At 72.0% G+C, this 14,560-nt stretch carries 18 protein-coding genes; 11 read left to right on the top strand and 7 right to left on the bottom strand.

The features are described from left to right. Positions 1-34 precede the first annotated feature (34 nt). Together ABT158_RS12570 and ABT158_RS12565 are read left to right on the top strand one after the other, a co-directional pair. Positions 35-634 (top strand): hypothetical protein, encoded by a 600-nt coding sequence (locus ABT158_RS12570; protein ID WP_352352875.1) that lies wholly within the window; start codon positions 35-37, stop codon positions 632-634. Continuing rightward, a complete protein-coding gene (locus ABT158_RS12565) occupies positions 631-1,176 on the top strand; it encodes a DNA-3-methyladenine glycosylase I (RefSeq protein ID WP_352352874.1) in 546 nt (181 codons plus the stop codon). Before ABT158_RS12570 ends, ABT158_RS12565 begins: the two co-directional genes overlap by 4 nt. Before the next feature lie 21 nt (positions 1,177-1,197). Here ABT158_RS12565 and ABT158_RS12560 read toward each other — a convergent pair whose 3' ends face one another. Next, positions 1,198-1,959 carry an enoyl-CoA hydratase-related protein gene (locus ABT158_RS12560; protein WP_352353138.1) on the bottom strand — a complete coding sequence of 254 codons (762 nt, stop codon included), beginning with the start codon at positions 1,957-1,959 and terminating at the stop codon, positions 1,198-1,200. Between the two features lie 11 nt (positions 1,960-1,970). Further along, complete coding sequence (locus ABT158_RS12555; RefSeq protein WP_352352873.1) at positions 1,971-2,768, bottom strand: PaaX family transcriptional regulator; 798 nt, start codon at positions 2,766-2,768, stop codon at positions 1,971-1,973. Positions 2,769-2,927: 159 nt separating this feature from the next. On the opposite strand from ABT158_RS12555, the gene ABT158_RS12550 reads away from it, so the two are divergent. Together ABT158_RS12550 and ABT158_RS12545 are read left to right on the top strand one after the other, a co-directional pair. Further along, positions 2,928-3,095, top strand: a complete 168-nt coding sequence (locus ABT158_RS12550; protein ID WP_020545024.1) for a DUF3117 domain-containing protein — start codon at positions 2,928-2,930, stop codon at positions 3,093-3,095. 75 nt (positions 3,096-3,170) lie between these two features. Then, the gene (locus ABT158_RS12545; RefSeq protein ID WP_352352872.1) at positions 3,171-4,586 is read left to right on the top strand and encodes a leucyl aminopeptidase; all 1,416 of its coding nucleotides are present in this window, start codon (positions 3,171-3,173) and stop codon (positions 4,584-4,586) included. 34 nt (positions 4,587-4,620) lie between these two features. On the opposite strand, the gene ABT158_RS12540 is transcribed toward ABT158_RS12545, so the two are convergent. Next, complete coding sequence (locus tag ABT158_RS12540; RefSeq protein ID WP_352352871.1) at positions 4,621-5,259, bottom strand: O-methyltransferase; 639 nt, start codon at positions 5,257-5,259, stop codon at positions 4,621-4,623. Between the two features lie 161 nt (positions 5,260-5,420). Here ABT158_RS12540 and sigE point away from each other — a divergent pair, with 161 nt between their 5' ends. From sigE to ABT158_RS12520, 4 genes are all read left to right on the top strand, one after another. After that, positions 5,421-6,053 (top strand): RNA polymerase sigma factor SigE, encoded by a 633-nt coding sequence (sigE, locus tag ABT158_RS12535; RefSeq protein ID WP_352325382.1) that lies wholly within the window; start codon positions 5,421-5,423, stop codon positions 6,051-6,053. 1 nt (position 6,054) lies between these two features. Further along, positions 6,055-6,579: an anti-sigma factor family protein gene (locus tag ABT158_RS12530; RefSeq protein WP_352325383.1), complete on the top strand. Its 525-nt coding sequence runs from the start codon at positions 6,055-6,057 to the stop codon at positions 6,577-6,579. 156 nt (positions 6,580-6,735) lie between these two features. Next, complete coding sequence (locus tag ABT158_RS12525) at positions 6,736-8,451, top strand: trypsin-like peptidase domain-containing protein (RefSeq protein WP_352352870.1); 1,716 nt, start codon at positions 6,736-6,738, stop codon at positions 8,449-8,451. Positions 8,452-8,538: 87 nt separating this feature from the next. Then, a complete protein-coding gene (locus tag ABT158_RS12520; protein WP_352352869.1) occupies positions 8,539-8,904 on the top strand; it encodes a sec-independent translocase in 366 nt (121 codons plus the stop codon). Positions 8,905-8,972: 68 nt separating this feature from the next. Here ABT158_RS12520 and ABT158_RS12515 read toward each other — a convergent pair whose 3' ends face one another. Next, the gene (locus tag ABT158_RS12515) at positions 8,973-10,112 is read right to left on the bottom strand and encodes an Mrp/NBP35 family ATP-binding protein (protein ID WP_352352868.1); all 1,140 of its coding nucleotides are present in this window, start codon (positions 10,110-10,112) and stop codon (positions 8,973-8,975) included. Between the two features lie 159 nt (positions 10,113-10,271). Here ABT158_RS12515 and ABT158_RS12510 point away from each other — a divergent pair, with 159 nt between their 5' ends. Next, positions 10,272-10,733 (top strand): MarR family winged helix-turn-helix transcriptional regulator, encoded by a 462-nt coding sequence (locus ABT158_RS12510; protein ID WP_352352867.1) that lies wholly within the window; start codon positions 10,272-10,274, stop codon positions 10,731-10,733. Here the strand turns inward: ABT158_RS12510 and ABT158_RS12505 are convergent. Further along, complete coding sequence (locus tag ABT158_RS12505) at positions 10,717-11,184, bottom strand: DUF1003 domain-containing protein (protein WP_352319215.1); 468 nt, start codon at positions 11,182-11,184, stop codon at positions 10,717-10,719. The genes ABT158_RS12510 and ABT158_RS12505 overlap by 17 nt on opposite strands. Next, complete coding sequence (locus tag ABT158_RS12500; RefSeq protein ID WP_502911517.1) at positions 11,174-12,382, bottom strand: magnesium transporter MgtE N-terminal domain-containing protein; 1,209 nt, start codon at positions 12,380-12,382, stop codon at positions 11,174-11,176. Before ABT158_RS12500 ends, ABT158_RS12505 begins: the two co-directional genes overlap by 11 nt. Positions 12,383-12,481: 99 nt before the next feature. Between ABT158_RS12500 and ABT158_RS12495 the strand changes: the two genes are divergently transcribed. Beyond that, positions 12,482-13,432, top strand: a complete 951-nt coding sequence (locus ABT158_RS12495) for an EamA family transporter (protein ID WP_352352866.1) — start codon at positions 12,482-12,484, stop codon at positions 13,430-13,432. 33 nt (positions 13,433-13,465) lie between these two features. Here the strand turns inward: ABT158_RS12495 and ABT158_RS12490 are convergent, their stop codons facing one another. Next, entirely contained in the window at positions 13,466-13,834 is a 369-nt protein-coding gene (locus ABT158_RS12490; protein WP_352352865.1) for a hypothetical protein, read from the bottom strand. A gap of 51 nt (positions 13,835-13,885) precedes the next feature. Here ABT158_RS12490 and ABT158_RS12485 point away from each other — a divergent pair, with 51 nt between their 5' ends. After that, positions 13,886-14,527: a hypothetical protein gene (locus tag ABT158_RS12485; protein WP_352352864.1), complete on the top strand. Its 642-nt coding sequence runs from the start codon at positions 13,886-13,888 to the stop codon at positions 14,525-14,527. Positions 14,528-14,560: the final 33 nt, after the last annotated feature.

The following is a 14,560-nucleotide window of genomic DNA, read 5'->3' as shown; positions in this document are numbered from 1 at the left end:
TGAACGTGCTCGTCCATATGAGTACGATGCCAATGTGCTGGTCATACTCGCCATCGCCGCGATCGCCATCCTGGCCTGCGTGGTCCTGGTCTCCCTCGGCAGAGGCGGGGAGCTGACCGAGTTCCCGCCGGACGTCCCGCCGCTCGACCTGCCCGAGGCCGGACAGCTCACGGCGGTCGACTTCATGGCGCTGCAACTGCCGGTCAACCTGGTCGGCTACCACACGCAGAGCGTCGACGAGACTCTGCGCCGGGCCGCCCAGGCCATCAGCGCCCGCGACACCAGGATCGCCGTCCTGGAGCAGCGGGTGTCGGAGCTGCTGTCCAGCCGGCTGCACGCGCGCCAGGAGATCTACGCCGCGCCCGGGGCCCGCCTGCGCACCGACCACGCGCCCGAGGCGCCCGCCGCGCCCAGGGAGCTGCCGGAGTCCGGCGACCCGGTCACGTCGAGCGGCGCGACGGTGGAGTGGGCGGGCGAGCCGGAGCTGCGCGACCCGTCGGAGGAGCCGGACTGGCACGTCCCGGAGCAGGACGAGCCCAAGACCGACGAGCCCAAGACCGACGAGCCCGAGAAGGACGACGACGACTCCGTGCGCACGACCCCGGGCAAAGAGGACAAGGACGAGCGCCCGTGACCGAACTCATCCGGTGCACCTGGCCGGGCATGGGCGACCCGCTCTACATCACCTACCACGACGAGGAGTGGGGCCGCCCGGTCAAGGGCGACGACGAGGTCTTCGAACGCGTGGCGCTGGAGGCGTTCCAGTCGGGCCTGTCGTGGCTGACGATCCTGCGCAAGCGGGAGAACTTCCGCGCCGCCTTCGACGGCTTCTCGACCGTCAAGGTGGCCGCCTACACCGAGCGCGACGTCGAACGGCTGCTCGGCGACGCCGGGATCGTCCGCAACCGGGCCAAGATCGAAGCCGTGATCGGCAACGCCAGGGCCGCGCTCGACCTGCCCGAGGGCCTGTCGGAGCTGGTGTGGCGGTTCGCCGACCCCGACGCGCCGGTGCCCCGGACGATGGCCGACGTGCCCGCCATCACCCCCGGCTCCAAGGCCCTGGCCAAGGAGCTGCGCAAGCACGGGTTCAAATTCGTCGGCCCGACCACCGCGTACGCGCTGATGCAGGCGATCGGGCTGGTCAACGACCACATCGAGGGCTGCCTGGCCCGCTGAGTGCCCCCTGAGCGCCGCCGCTCAGCGGCCCCTGAACACCGGCCGCTCCTTGGCCAGGAAGGCGCGGGTGGCGTCCTGGTGGTCCTCGGTGGCCACGCAGGCGTCCTGCAGGTCGGCCTCCAGCGCGAGCGAGTCGGCCAGCGAGTGCGTGGCGGAGTGGGCCAGCGCGCGCTTGGTGGCGGCGTAGGCCGTGGTCGGCCCGGCGGCCAGGCGTACGGCCAGCTCGTGAGCGGTCTTCGGCAGGTCGTCGGCGGGCACCACCCGCGTGACCAGCCCCAGGTCGAGCGCGGCGGACGCGTCGAGCGGCTCGCCGAGCAGCAGCAGCTCGGTCGCGCGGCCCCGGCCGACCAGGCGCTGCAACGTCCAGGACGCGCCGGAGTCGGGGGCCAGCCCGATGCCCGCGAACGCCAGCGCGAACTTGGCCTTGTCGGAGGCGACGCGCAGGTCGCAGGCGAAGGCCAGGGCCGCACCCGCGCCCGCGGCGACGCCGTTGACCGCCGCCACGACCGGCTTGGGCATGGTCGCGATCAGCTCCACGATCGGGTTGTAGTGCTCGCGCACGGTGTCGGCCAGCCCGCGGCCCGCGGCCAGGTTGGCGGCGTGCTCGCGCAGGTCCTGGCCCGCGCAGAAGGCCCGGCCGGAGCCGGTGAGCAGCACCGCCCTGACCTCGGGGTCGGCCGCCGCCCTGCCCACCGCCGCCAGCAGCGCGGCCTTGACCTCGGCCGTGAGCGAGTTCATCGACTCCGGCCGGTCGAGGGTGACGGTGGCGACGGCGTCGGCCATGTCGTAACGGATCACATGAGCTCCCTGTCGACGAACGCGGCGGCTGCGGGCAGCAGCCTGGTGGCCTCCTGCTCGAAGAACGTGCGGGCCTTCTCGCCCGGCCAGCCCGCGGGCAGCAGTTCAGCCGGCAGCCCGGGGTCGCGGAACAGGAAGTTGCGCCAACCGTGCACCAGTCTGCTCCTGGTGGCGAACACCCGGTCGGGCGGGGCGTCCTCGGGCAGAGTGCTGATCAGCGTGACAGCTTCGGCGTGCCAGTGCTCGTACGCCTCGCCGATGGCCGCCAGATCCCAGGCCCGCGCCACCAGCTCGCGCGGGTCGCCCTCCAGCGCCGCGTCGAACCGGTCGGCCCGCACGCCCTCGCCGTCCAGCAGGTTGTCCAGCTCGACGGACGAGCGCGGCCCGATCCACGTCGTCTCCGACAGGCAGGCGTAGCCGAGGAAGGTCAGGTCGGCCCTGATCCGCTCGCGGCGCTGGCGCTCCCTGACCGGCTCGATGACGATCACGTGCCAGCGGCCGTGCCAGGCGAGTGTCCCTGATCGGTAAATTCTCAGCGCTGCCTCATCCAGGCGCCTGACACACTTCGGCGTGAGCCCGTAGCCGGCTCCCTGGGGCAGCCGCAGCGGGCGCAACCAGCCCTGCCGGACCATCCGCGAGACCGCCGTGCGGACGGCCGGAGCGGCGATTTCCAGGGGGTTCATGAGCCGTACGAGCGCGGCCACGGTCGCCTGCCCACCGCGTGAACGCAGGTGGTCTCCGTACAGGTCGAAGAGAGCGGCGCGAGCGTGCACGAAGTCCAGTTTGGACGCCATCGCCTGGCTCGACAACGCATTCTGGGAGGAGATCGTTACCCATGAGGGCTCTCGATGCGGGAGAATAGGACATCACAGAAGACGTGAATGCGCCGACCACCCCCTCGGGCGGTCGGAAATCGCGGGCCGCGGGAGCCCAAGGCAGGAAGGGATGCACGCATGGCGGCGATGAAGCCGCGGACCGGCGATGGTCCGCTCGAGGTCACCAAGGAAGGGCGCGGCATAGTCATGCGGGTCCCTCTCGAAGGTGGCGGCCGGCTCGTCGTGGAGATCTCCGCCGACGAGGCAAAGGCGCTCGGCGAGGCGTTGAAGAACGTCGTCGGCTGAGCGCTCCCGAGACAACCTGATCCTCCGACCCTGGCGTAAGTCCGGCGCCAGGGTCGCTGACGTTTGGAGGGTTCCGTGCCCATCGAGACCACCGTCTCCGCGGTCGCCGAGGTTCCCGAGGGTGCCGAGCTGCTGGCCGTGCCCTACGCCGCCGACCTGCGCCCCGCTGTCGAGCCGTACGTCGAGCTGCACCTTCCGGTCGCCGACCTGCTGGCCCACTACGAGGCCAAGGGGGAGGCCGGCGAGATCGTCGAGGTCCCGGTGGCGCGGGCGGGCGGGGTCGGGCGCGTGCTCCTGTACGGGGTGGGCGACGGCTCACCGCGGGCGTTGCGCAGGGCCGGCGCGACGCTGGCGCGCAAGGTCAAGGGCCGCGACACGCTGACCGTCGTGCCGCCCGAGGGCGACGTCGCGGCGTTCGCCGAGGCCGCGCTGCTGGCCGGATACACCTTCAAGATCGGCAAAGAGGGCCGGAAGGGCGTGCGGGCGATCGAGCTCGCCGGCGCCGACGCGGAGCCGGTGCGCCGGGCCGAGGTCGTGGCGGAGGCCGTCGCGCTGGCCCGCGACCTGGCCAACATGCCGTCCTCGGTCAAGCATCCCGCCTGGCTCGCCGAGCGCGCCGCCGAGCAGGGCCTGCCGGTGCGGGTGTGGGACGAGGAGCAGCTCCAGGCCGAGGGGTTCGGCGGCATCCTGGCCGTCGGGCGCGGCTCGGTCCGGCCGCCCCGGCTGATCCAGCTCTCCTACGTCCCCGAGCAGCCGGCCGAGCGGCACGTCGTGCTGGTGGGCAAGGGCATCACGTTCGACTCGGGCGGCCTGTCGCTCAAGCCGACCGAGAACATGAAGACCCAGAAGACCGACATGGCCGGCGGCGCGGTGGTGATCGCCGTGCTGGCCGCGCTGGCTCGGCTGGGCGCCCCCGTACGCGTGACGGGCCTGATCGCCGCCGCCGAGAACATGCCGTCCGGCACCGCCCAGCGTCCCAGCGACGTCATCAGGCACTACGGCGGCCGCACGGTCGAGGTGCTGAACACCGACGCCGAGGGCCGGCTCGTGCTGGCCGACGCGCTGGCCTACGCCGACGCCGAGCTCGATCCCGACGCGGTCGTGGACATCGCCACCCTCACCGGGGCCATCTCCGTGGCGCTCGGCCGCAACGTCGGCGCCGTCTACGCCTCCGACGAAGACCTGGCCGCCCAGCTGCTGGCCGCCGGCCAGGCCAGCGACGACCGGCTCTGGCGCATGCCGCTGATCGACGACTACGCCCCGGCCCTGGAGTCGTCGATCGCCGACCTGGCCAACGTCGAGAGCGGCTCCCGCTACGGCGCCGGGTCCATCACGGCGGCGCTGTTCCTGCGGGAGTTCGCGGGCAAGCGCCCGTGGGCGCACCTCGACATCGCCGGGGTCGGCCGCAGCACGGTCGACGAGGGCACCCTTACCAAGGGCGCGACCGGTTTCGGCGTGCGGGTGCTGCTGGAGTGGCTGACCCGGGGCTGACCCGGGCCGGCCCGAGATCGACGGGCTAGTCGGCCTAGTCGGCGATCTTCACGGCGGCCAGCAGGCCGTCGCCCAGGGGCATGAGCACCGACCGCAGCCGGTCGTCGCCCTGCACCAGCTTGCCCAGCTCGCGCAGCGAGACCGTGTCGGGGTCGCGCTGCGCGAGGTCGGCCACCCGGTCGTGCCACAGGGCGTTGTCGAAGGCCACCACGCCGCCGACGCGCAGCAGGCGCACCGCCTCGGCCAGGTAGTCGACGTACTCCTGCTTGGCGCCGTCGGCGAAGACCATGTCGTAGCCGCCGTCGGAGAGCCGGGGCAGCACGTCGAGCGCGCGGCCCGAGATCAGCCGCACCCGCCCGCCGGAGAAGCCCGCCTCCGCGAACGCCTGCCGGGCCAGCCGCTGGTGCTCGGGCTCGACGTCGACGCTGGTCAGCGTGCCGTCGCCGCGCATGCCGCGCAGCAGCCACAACCCCGAGACGCCGCAGCCGGTGCCGATCTCGACGACCGACTTGGCGTTGACGACGGTGGCGAGGAAGCAGAGCGCGGCCCCGCCCCCGGGAAGGATGGGCACCGCACCCATCTCCAGCCCGCGCTGACGCGCCGCGTGCAGGATCTCATCCTCGTGATGGAACTGCTCCGCATAGGCCAGAGTGGCCTCCACCGGACTGGTCATCGGCCTCCTCCCCCCACTTTCGTGCGATTGGTCACCGATCGCAGCCTAGGGGAGTCACGCCTGCACGGGAACTCAGGACGGTCCGAAGGCGTTGCAGGTTTAAACGGGCTTTGCCGGTCCGGAAGGCAGGCAGTGCGCACGAAGGGACGAAACCAGGCACTATGACGGTAGCGGTGGTCCCAGAGAGAGGAGTGCTGGTGGACGAAAGCGACCACCAGGCGGATACTCCCGTGTCGTCTGATTGGACGCCTCCCACATGGGAGGAAGTGGTGCGGACTCACTCCGCACGCGTGTACCGGCTGGCGTACCGGCTTACCGGCAATGTCCACGATGCCGAGGACCTCACGCAGGAGGTCTTCGTCAGGGTCTTCAGGTCGCTGTCGAGCTACACCCCCGGCACGTTCGAGGGCTGGCTGCACCGGATCACGACGAACCTGTTCCTCGACATGGCGCGGCGCAAGCAGCGCATCCGGTTCGAGGGGCTGGCCGACGACGCCGCCGAGCGGCTGCGCGGCCGTGAGCCGTCGCCGGCGCAGGCGTTCGACGACGCCCACCTGGAGCCCGACATCCAAGCCGCCCTCGACGCGCTCGCCCCCGAGTTCCGGGCCGCGATCGTGCTGTGTGACATCGAGGGCCTGTCCTACGAGGAGATCGCGGCCACGCTCGGCGTCAAGCTGGGGACGGTCCGAAGCCGTATTCACCGTGGCCGGGCGCAGTTGCGGGAGGCGCTCGACCATCGGGCCCCCCGTACTACCCAACTCCCCCCGACCGTGATCAGTGGGGAGGAAGTCTGATATGGCTCATCTAGGAGAACGCGTTTCGGCGCTCGTCGACGGAGAGCTGAACCACACCGAGCGCGATCGCGCGCTCGCCCACCTGACCTTCTGTGCTGACTGCCGGCGGGAGGTCGAGTCGATGCGGGCGCTGAAGTCGCGCCTGCGCTCGCTCGACGGCCCGGCGATGCCGGCCGATCTGACCATGTCGCTGCTGCGCATGGCGGAGCCGGGTGGGCCGCTGCCGCCGAGGGAGCGCCCTTTCCCTACCCGTACGTTCGGGGGGGTGCCCATTCCTGGGCCCCACAGCATCGCGCCCCTGGACAACCGCCCGCGCAGGGACGCCACCGCTGGGGCCTCGGGCCCTGGGCGGGGCGGTAGGCGACGCGGGGCCTACGTCGCGGTGGGCGTGGTGTCCGCCGCGGTCGCACTCGGCACCTTCTTCGCGGTCTCGGGCACCGGGCCCCAGACCTCGCCGCCGCCGGTCGAGCTCTGGCGGGTCCAGCACTCACCGGCCACCAGCGCGCCGCCCACCGCCACGCCCTGAACCGGGGGCTCGCCTGGGATACTCGGGTGGCGTAGTCGACGATGCCAGGGGCATACGATCTGGGTTCGGGATTTGTCGCAAACAAAGCCTTTTATGACCCTCGTATGCCGCCAGAGCAAAGATTGCGGTGGCCGAGCAAGGAGTGGTGAGACGTAGATGACCGACGAGACGCGCCCGGGCGAAGGACGCACGACGTCGGACTTCCCCGAGCCACAGGGGCGGCCGGAGTTCCTGCCCGCCGACGAGCCGGGCGAGCAGGCGGACCGCCGGTCCGACCCGCCCGCCTCCTTCGGCGCGTCCTGGGGCGACCCGTCGGGCCGCTCCGACGGTCCGGGCGTGTCACCGTACGACCCGCCGGGCCGCTCCGACGGTCCGGGCGTGTCGCCGTACGAACCGCCGGGCCGTTCCGAGAGCCCGGCGTCGCCGTACGAGCCGCCGGGCCGTGCCGACGGCGTGCCGCCGCAGGACGGGGGCACGCGGGTGTACGAGGGCCCGTCGTTCGAGAGCCCCGCCGGGCCGCGGGGGTTCGAGAGCCCGTTCGAGAGCCCTGGCGGCACGCGGGCCTACGACACCCCGTCCTTCGGGCCGGCGGACACTGGGCCGCGGCCCATGCAGCCGCCGCCCTTCATGGGCGCGTACGGCGGCAACCACCCGCCGCCGCCGCGGCAGGCCCTGGGCATGGGCCCGGGGTGGGCGCCGCCGCCCCAGGGCGGGCCCGGCGCGGGCGCGCTGCCCAGGCGCGGGCTCGGCGTCGGCGCGCTGATCGCGATCGCCGTGGCCATCGCGCTGGTGGCCTCCGTGCTCGGCAGCCTCGGCACGTACCTGCTAACCAGGTCGGGCAGCAGCGGCACCGACCCGTCCTACAGCCTCGGCCCGGCCCCGACGGGCGCGACCAACAGGGCGCCCGACTCCGTGGCCGGCGTGGCCGCGCGGGTCCTGCCCAGCGTGGTCTCGCTGGAGGTCGGCAACGGCACCAACACCGAGGGCGCGTCCGGCTCCGGATTCCTGATCAAGAACGGCTACGTGGTGACCAACAACCACGTGGTCGCCATGGCCGCCAAGGGCGGCGAGATCAAGATCATGTTCAACAACCGCAAGACCACCGCGGGCCGCATCGTCGGCCGCGACCCGGGCTCCGACCTGGCCGTGGTCAAGCCCGAGGAGACCTTCGGCACGCCGGAGATCACCCTCGGCAACTCCGACCAGGTCGTGGTGGGCGACCCGGTGATCGCCATCGGCTCGCCGCTCGGCCTCAGCGGCACGGTCACCACGGGCATCGTCAGCTCGCTCAACCGTCCGGTCATCGCCGGCGACGAGACGGGCGCCGCCACCGAGGAGCCCGCCTACATCAGCGCCATCCAGACCGACGCCGCCATCAACCCCGGCAACTCCGGCGGCCCGCTGGTCAACGGCCGGGGCGAGGTGGTCGGGGTGAACTCGGCCATCGCCACGCTCAGCCGTTCGGTGAACAGCCAGAGCGGCAGCATCGGCCTGGGCTTCGCGATCCCGGTGAACCAGACGCGGCGGGTGGCCGAGGAGCTGATCACCACGGGCAAGGCCAAGCGTCCCAAGATCGGCATCGTGCTGGACAAGGACTACAAGGGCCAGGGCGTGCGCATCGCCTCCGAGCCCGCCGAGGGCCGCCAGCCGGTCGACGCCAACGGCCCCGCCGACAAGGCCGGGCTGAAGGCGGGCGACGTCATCCTGGAGGTCGACGGGCTGGCGCTGCAGGACGGCAACGAGCTGATCGCCCTGATCCGCAGCAAGGCGCCGGGCGCCAAGATCACCATCAAGTACCAGCGCGCCGGAGCGGAACGCACCGCCACCCTCACCGTCGTCGCCGACGATCAGCCGGCTCCCACCCCGTCCTGAGTGATATGACCCATGGGGGACGGTTCAGCCACGGGCTGGAGCCTTTAGTCTGTGGAGAGGATTGTGGACTGCGGGTAGGAGCGTACGGTGTTCGGACTCGGGTGGATGGAGGTCGGAGCGCTGATCGTCATCGCGCTCCTGGTCTTCGGTCCTGACAAGTTGCCGCAGGCCGCCTCGCAGGCGGGCAAGACACTGCGCAACCTGCGGCGCATGGCCAACAACGCGCGCGACGACCTGCGGGCGGGCCTCGGGCCGGAGTTCCAGAACTTCGACCCCGCCGACCTCAACCCGAAGAACTTCGTCCGCAAGCACCTCCTCGACGATCTGGAGGACGACTGGAACGGCCGTCCCAAGGATCTGGAGCCGGCCGCCGTCGCGTCCTACGACGCCGCTGAGCCGCCCTCGGAGCTCGCCTATGGCGAGCTGCCCCCCTACGACTCCGAGGCCACCTGACACACCCTGCAGACGCGCGACGGGCCCGCCCAGCTTCGGCTGGGCGGGCCCGTCTTCGCGTGAGCGGGTCAGGAACGGTTGGGCGAGAGGCCGAGCTGCATGCCCTTGATGCTGGAGGCGCGCTTGCTCAGACCGGCGGCGATCTTCCGCAGCTCCGCGGCGGCGGGCGAGTCGGGGTCGGTCAGCACCAGCGGCTTGCCCTCGTCGCCGCCCTCGCGCAGGCGCAGGTCGATCGGCACCTGGCCGAGCAGCGGGACGCGGGCGCCCAGCGTGCGGGTCAGGGCGTCGGCGACGGTCTGGCCGCCGCCCTCGCCGAACACGGCCACGCGCTCGTCGCAGTGGGGGCAGGGCAGCCAGGACATGTTCTCGATGACGCCGGCGATCTGCTGGTGGGTCTGGGCGGCGATCGAGCCGGCCCGCTCGGCCACCTCGGCGGCGGCCTGCTGGGGCGTGGTCACGACCAGGATCTCCGCCGACGGGAGCCGCTGCGCCACCGAGATGGCGATGTCGCCGGTGCCCGGCGGCAGGTCGAGCAGCAGAACGTCGAGGTCGCCCCAGTAGACGTCGGCCAGGAACTGGTGGAGCGCCCGGTCGAGCATCGGGCCGCGCCACACGACCGGCGAGTTGCCCTCGGGCTTGAACATGCCGACGGAGATGACCTTGATGTCGTGCGCCGACGGCGGCATGATCATGTCCTCGACCTTGGTGGGACGCTCGGCGGCGCCCAGCATGCGAGGAATGCTGTGACCGTAGATGTCGGCGTCGACGATGCCGACCTTGAGGCCATTGGACGCCATCGCGGCGGCCAGGTTGACCGTGACCGACGACTTGCCCACGCCGCCCTTGCCGCTCGCGACGGCGAAGACGCGGGTCAGCGAGCCGGGCTGGTTGAACGGGATCTCCTTCTCCGGGCCCCGGTCGCCCCGCAGCTTGGTCTGCAGGACCTTGCGCTGCTCGGCGCTCATGACGTCGAGCTCGATCTGGACGTCCGTCACGCCGCCGACCTTGCCGACCGCCGTCTTCACGTCGCGGGTGATGGTGTCCTTCATCGGACAGCCTGACACGGTGAGGTAGACGCCCACCCGGACCGCGCCGTCGGGGGCGATCTCGATGTTCTTGACCATGTCGAGGTCCGTGATCGGGCGACGGATCTCGGGGTCGATGACGGTGGCGAGGGCGGCCGTCACCTGTTCCTGGGTTGGTGCCATCGAAGTCTCGGCACGAGGGAGTGCCGTCCCTCCTTAGTCGGTCTATGTGTGACAGGCGCTGAAGCCAGTGAGAAATGCCCCTCCATGGTATGAACCAGGGGCGCCGCTCAGTTAATCCGCGCTGTTAGGTGTCTGTGCAACAACGTCTAAGGTTACTGCGTGACTCTGCTGCGCGACGAGGGGCTCACCGCCGAGGAACTGGCGGTCTGGCGGATGTTGCAGCGGGCCCAGGTGCGCATCGCCCGCCGCCTGGAGGCCGAGCTGCTGGTGGCCCACGATCTGCCGCTGGCCTCGTACGAGGTGCTGGCGCAGCTCGCCGAGGCGCCGGGGCGGCGGCTGCGCATGAACGACCTGGCCGACCGCGTGCTGCTCTCGCGCAGCGGGCTGACCAGGCTGATCGACCGGTTGCAGCGCCACGGGCTGGTCGGGCGGGAGGCGTGCTCCGACGACGCCCGCGGGCTGTTCGCGGTGCTGACCGAGCCGGGCGCCGCGCGGCTGGCCGAGGCCACGCCCACCTACCTGCGCGGGGTCAAGGACCAGTTCCTCGACCTGCTGGGCGCGGGCGACCTCGGCGAGGTGCGGGCGCTGCTGGCCAGGCTCGACGTCACTGCCGCTTGTTGAGCTCCTCCAGCAGCCGGCCGAGCTCGGCGCGCAGGTAGTCGCGGGTGGCGACCTCGTTGAGGGCCAGGCGCAGCCCGGCGATCTCGCGGGTGAGGTACTCGATCTCGGCCTGGTTGCGGTCGGCGGCCTCGCGGTCCTGCTCGTACTGGATGCGGTCGCGGTCGTCCTGGCGGTTCTGGGCGAGCAGGATGAGCGGCGCGGCGTAGCTGGCCTGGAGCGACAACATCAGCGTGAGGAAGATGAACGGGTACGGGTCCCACTTGAGCGACGGGGGAGCGGCGACGTTCCAGATCACCCAGATCGCCACGAACACCGTCATGTAGACGATGAACCGGGCCGTGCCGAGGAAACGGGCGATCTGCTCGGACAGGCGGCCGAACGCCTCGGGGTCGTAGTGCGGGCGCAGCGATCGGCGCAGCGCCCGAGGCTGGTCGAGCCGGTCAGTGGTCACGGTGGTCCCCCTCGCGCCAGTCGTCGGGAAGCAGGTGGTCGAGGACGTCGTCGACGGTCACCGCGCCTACCAGTCTGCCCAGCTCGTCCACGACCGGGGCGGCGACCAGGTTGTAGTTGGCCAGGAAGGCGTGGACCTGGCGCAGGGTGAAGTCGGGCCTGATCGGGTCGAGCGAGGGGTCGAGCACGCGGCCGAGCAGCGTCGAGGGCGGCTCGCGCAGCAGCCGCTGGAAGTGCGAGACCCCCAGGTACGTGCCGGTCGGCGTCTCGGTGGGCGGCCTGGTCACGTAGACCTGGGCGGCGACGGCGGGCGGCAGGTCCTGCTGGCGGATGTGGGCCAGCGCCTCGGCCACCGTCGCGTTGGGCGGCAGGACGACCGGCTCGCTGGTCATCACGCCGCCCGCGGTGTCGTCGGCGTAGGTCAGCAGCCGCCGCACCGGGGCCGCCTCGCCGGGCTCCATGAGCGCCAGCAGCCTGGCCGCCTGGTCCTCGGGCAGGTCGTGCAGCAGGTCGGCGGCGTCGTCGGGGCCCATCTCCTCCAGGACGTCGGCGGCCCGTTCGGGTTCGAGGGTGCCGAGGATGCCGATCTGGTCGTCGGGCGGCAGCTCCTCCAGCACGTCGGCCAGGCGGTCGTCGGCGAGCTGGCGGGCGATCTCGATGCGCCGCTTGCTGGGCAGCTCGTGCAGGGCACTGGCCATGTCGGCCGCGCGCAGCGACTCGAACGCGGCGATCAGCCCGGCCGCGCCCTGGTCCTTCTGCAGGGTGTCGAAGCCGGACACCTCGGTCCAGTCGACCGTCCTGGGCTCGCGCCGGCGGCCCTTGAAGAGCGCGACCATGGTGATCTCCCACCGGGACGGCAGGGTCTCCTCCATGGCGACGTCGTATACGGTCATGGGCTCGTCGCCGACGCGTACGGACAGGTCGAGCATCTCGCCGATGACCAAAGTCTCCGAGGCGCGCTGCTCGAACCTGCGCATGTTCAGCCGCCCGGTGAAGACGACCGCGCCCGCCTCGATGCGGCGCACGCGGGTGATCGGGAGGAACACCCGGCGGCGCGGCTGCACCTCGACGACCATGCCGTGCACCTGGGGGTTGCCGGTGATGCGCAGGCCCACGACCACGTCGCGGACCCGGCCGATCTGATCGCCCGTGGGGTCGAAGACGGGGGTCCCCGCCAGCCGGGCCACGAAGATCTTCACGTGGGCCAGGCTAACAGTGAGACGCCGTTGCGCCCCGGTTGCCTGGCATGTCAGTATCAAACGCATTTAACGCTGATTACTGGGCACTAGGGGTACACCATGAGGCTGGCGGGGCTCGCACTGGCATTCGTGTCGTCGTGTTGTTTCGCGTTCTCCGGGCCGATGGCCAAGTACCTCATCACCGCCGGGCTGGCGCCCGTCGAGGCCGTCTGGACCCGGATGGCGGGCGCCGGGCTGCTGCTGGTCGCGGTGCTGGCGGTGGTCAAGCCGCGGGCCCTGCGCATCCCGCGGGCCCGGCTGCCGTTCCTCGGGCTCTACACCGTGATGGCCGTCGCGGGCGTGCAGTCGCTCTACTTCGTCGCCATCACCCGGCTGCCGGTGGGGATCGCGCTGCTGCTGGAGTTCATGGCGCCGGTGATGGTGGTGGCCTGGGTCAGGCTCGTCCGCAAGGTACGCCTGTCCGGGGCCGCGTACGTCGGCGCGGTGATCGCGTTCGTCGGCCTGGCGATCGTCGTCGAGGCGTGGCAGGGCATGCGGCTGGACGCGCTCGGCCTGCTCCTCGGCCTGCTGGCCGGGGCGTGCTGCGCCGGCTACTTCCTGATGGGCGACAGCATGGGCCCCGACATCGACCTGCTGGGCCTGGTCGCCTGGGGCATGGTCGGCTCGGCCGTCGTGCTCGTCCCCTTCGCGCGGCCCTGGGACATCCCCTGGGAGGCCTTCACGCTCTCCGTCGCGCCGCAGGGCGGCACGACGCTGCCGGTGCTGGGGGCGTACCTGTGGCTGGTGCTGGTGGCGACCGCGCTGGCGTACATCCTCAGCATGAACATGGTGCGGCGGCTGTCGGCGGCGGTGGGGGCGACGGTCGCCTCGCTGGAGGTCATCGGCGGCGCGGTGGTCGCGTGGGCGCTGGTCGGCGAGACGCTGGGGGTGTTCCAGATCGTCGGCGGGCTGATCGTGCTCGGCGGCGCGCTGCTCGCCCAGACCGCCACCTCGGGCGGCGGACCGGCCCCCGCCCCCGACCGGCCGGCCGAGATCACCGCCCAGGTGTGAGCCCGGCCGCCGCGTGCCGGGCGCGGCTGAGCGTCAGCGTTCGGGTGTGAGGCGCAGGACGGTCGAGTCGCGGGCCCAGCGCTCGGTCAGGTGCTCGCTGTCGGGGGCGTTGAGCCGCTCCTTGGCCAGCACCGCCACGGCGTCGGCCGCCGCGGACTGGTCGACGACCGAGACCGCCGCGTCGAACTCCACCAGCCGCGCGCCGTTGTCCTTGCTGCGCAGCGTCACGCGCACCCGGTCGAGCGCGCCGAGCCCCGGCAGGTCCTGCTCGCCGCCGCCGGTCACGAGGTAGATGGCGCCGTCGTGCCAGGCGTGCCAGGCCAGGCGCGGGCGGTCGAGGGCCAGCCAGAGGATGCCGGACTTCTTGGCGCCCTCCTCGATGGCCGCGATGTCGTCGCTCACGATCAGACTGTAACCCCCGAACCGCTCGGGGCCCGCGCGCGTTTCACCGGTATGCGGTCGTTCATCCTCGTGCTCCTCCTCGTCGCGGGCTGCGGCGCCGCCGGTCCTGAGCCGCCGTCCGCGTGCGGGTCCTCCGCCCGTACGGGTCCGCTGGACACGCGCGTCCTGCGGCAGACCGTGTACGACTACCCGGCGTCCGCGACGCCCGAGGCGCTCGCCGGGAAGGTGGAGACCGTCGTCACCGGCCACGTGACGGGCTGGGTCGCCGGGCCCGTGGTCGAGGAGGGCATCCCGGGGGACCGCACCCATTACGTCCTCATGCGCACCCGGGTCGGCGAGCGGCTCAAGGGCGCCGCCACGGACGTCGCGGACCTCGCCTTCTACCAAGGGGCGGCGGTGGACGACGCGGGCACGCCGGTCCACGGCGTGGCCGACTTCGCCCGCGCGGTGCCCCCGGGCACCCGGGTGCTGCTGTTCATGAACCGCGCCAGGCCGACCGGCAAGGTCGTCGAGGGACGCCCGCTCGCCTGGTCGACGCCCCCGCAGGGCGTGATCCTGCACGAGGTGACCGACGACCCCGGCGGCCGGGCCGTCGGCGGCAGGGACGAGATCTTCTCCTCGACCGGCTGGAACCAGCCGTGCGGCATTGACGGCCTGATCGCCCGCCTGCGCGTCCACGGATTCACCGGCTGAACACTTTGCCCTTTTCTGGTGTCCGCCGGGTGC

Source organism: Nonomuraea sp. NPDC001636, from assembly GCF_040298265.1.
GTDB lineage: Bacteria > Actinomycetota > Actinomycetes > Streptosporangiales > Streptosporangiaceae > Nonomuraea.
The sequence above is the reverse complement of the archived record's forward strand: the minus strand, read 5'-3'. Positions and strand labels throughout refer to the sequence as shown.

Bases quoted from the DNA above. Each gene is read 5' to 3' on its own strand.
- ABT158_RS12560 (WP_352353138.1), bottom strand. From the start codon at position 1,959: ATGGCCGACGCCGTCGCCACCGTCACCCTCGACCGGCCGGAGTCGATG.
- ABT158_RS12555 (WP_352352873.1), bottom strand. From the start codon at position 2,768: ATGGCGTCCAAACTGGACTTCGTGCACGCTCGCGCCGCTCTCTTCGAC.
- ABT158_RS12550 (WP_020545024.1), top strand. From the start codon at position 2,928: ATGGCGGCGATGAAGCCGCGGACCGGCGATGGTCCGCTCGAGGTCACC.
- ABT158_RS12540 (WP_352352871.1), bottom strand. From the start codon at position 5,259: ATGACCAGTCCGGTGGAGGCCACTCTGGCCTATGCGGAGCAGTTCCAT.
- sigE (WP_352325382.1), top strand. From the start codon at position 5,421: ATGACGGTAGCGGTGGTCCCAGAGAGAGGAGTGCTGGTGGACGAAAGC.
- ABT158_RS12530 (WP_352325383.1), top strand. From the start codon at position 6,055: ATGGCTCATCTAGGAGAACGCGTTTCGGCGCTCGTCGACGGAGAGCTG.
- ABT158_RS12525 (WP_352352870.1), top strand. From the start codon at position 6,736: ATGACCGACGAGACGCGCCCGGGCGAAGGACGCACGACGTCGGACTTC.
- ABT158_RS12515 (WP_352352868.1), bottom strand. From the start codon at position 10,112: ATGGCACCAACCCAGGAACAGGTGACGGCCGCCCTCGCCACCGTCATC.
- ABT158_RS12495 (WP_352352866.1), top strand. From the start codon at position 12,482: ATGAGGCTGGCGGGGCTCGCACTGGCATTCGTGTCGTCGTGTTGTTTC.
- ABT158_RS12485 (WP_352352864.1), top strand. From the start codon at position 13,886: ATGCGGTCGTTCATCCTCGTGCTCCTCCTCGTCGCGGGCTGCGGCGCC.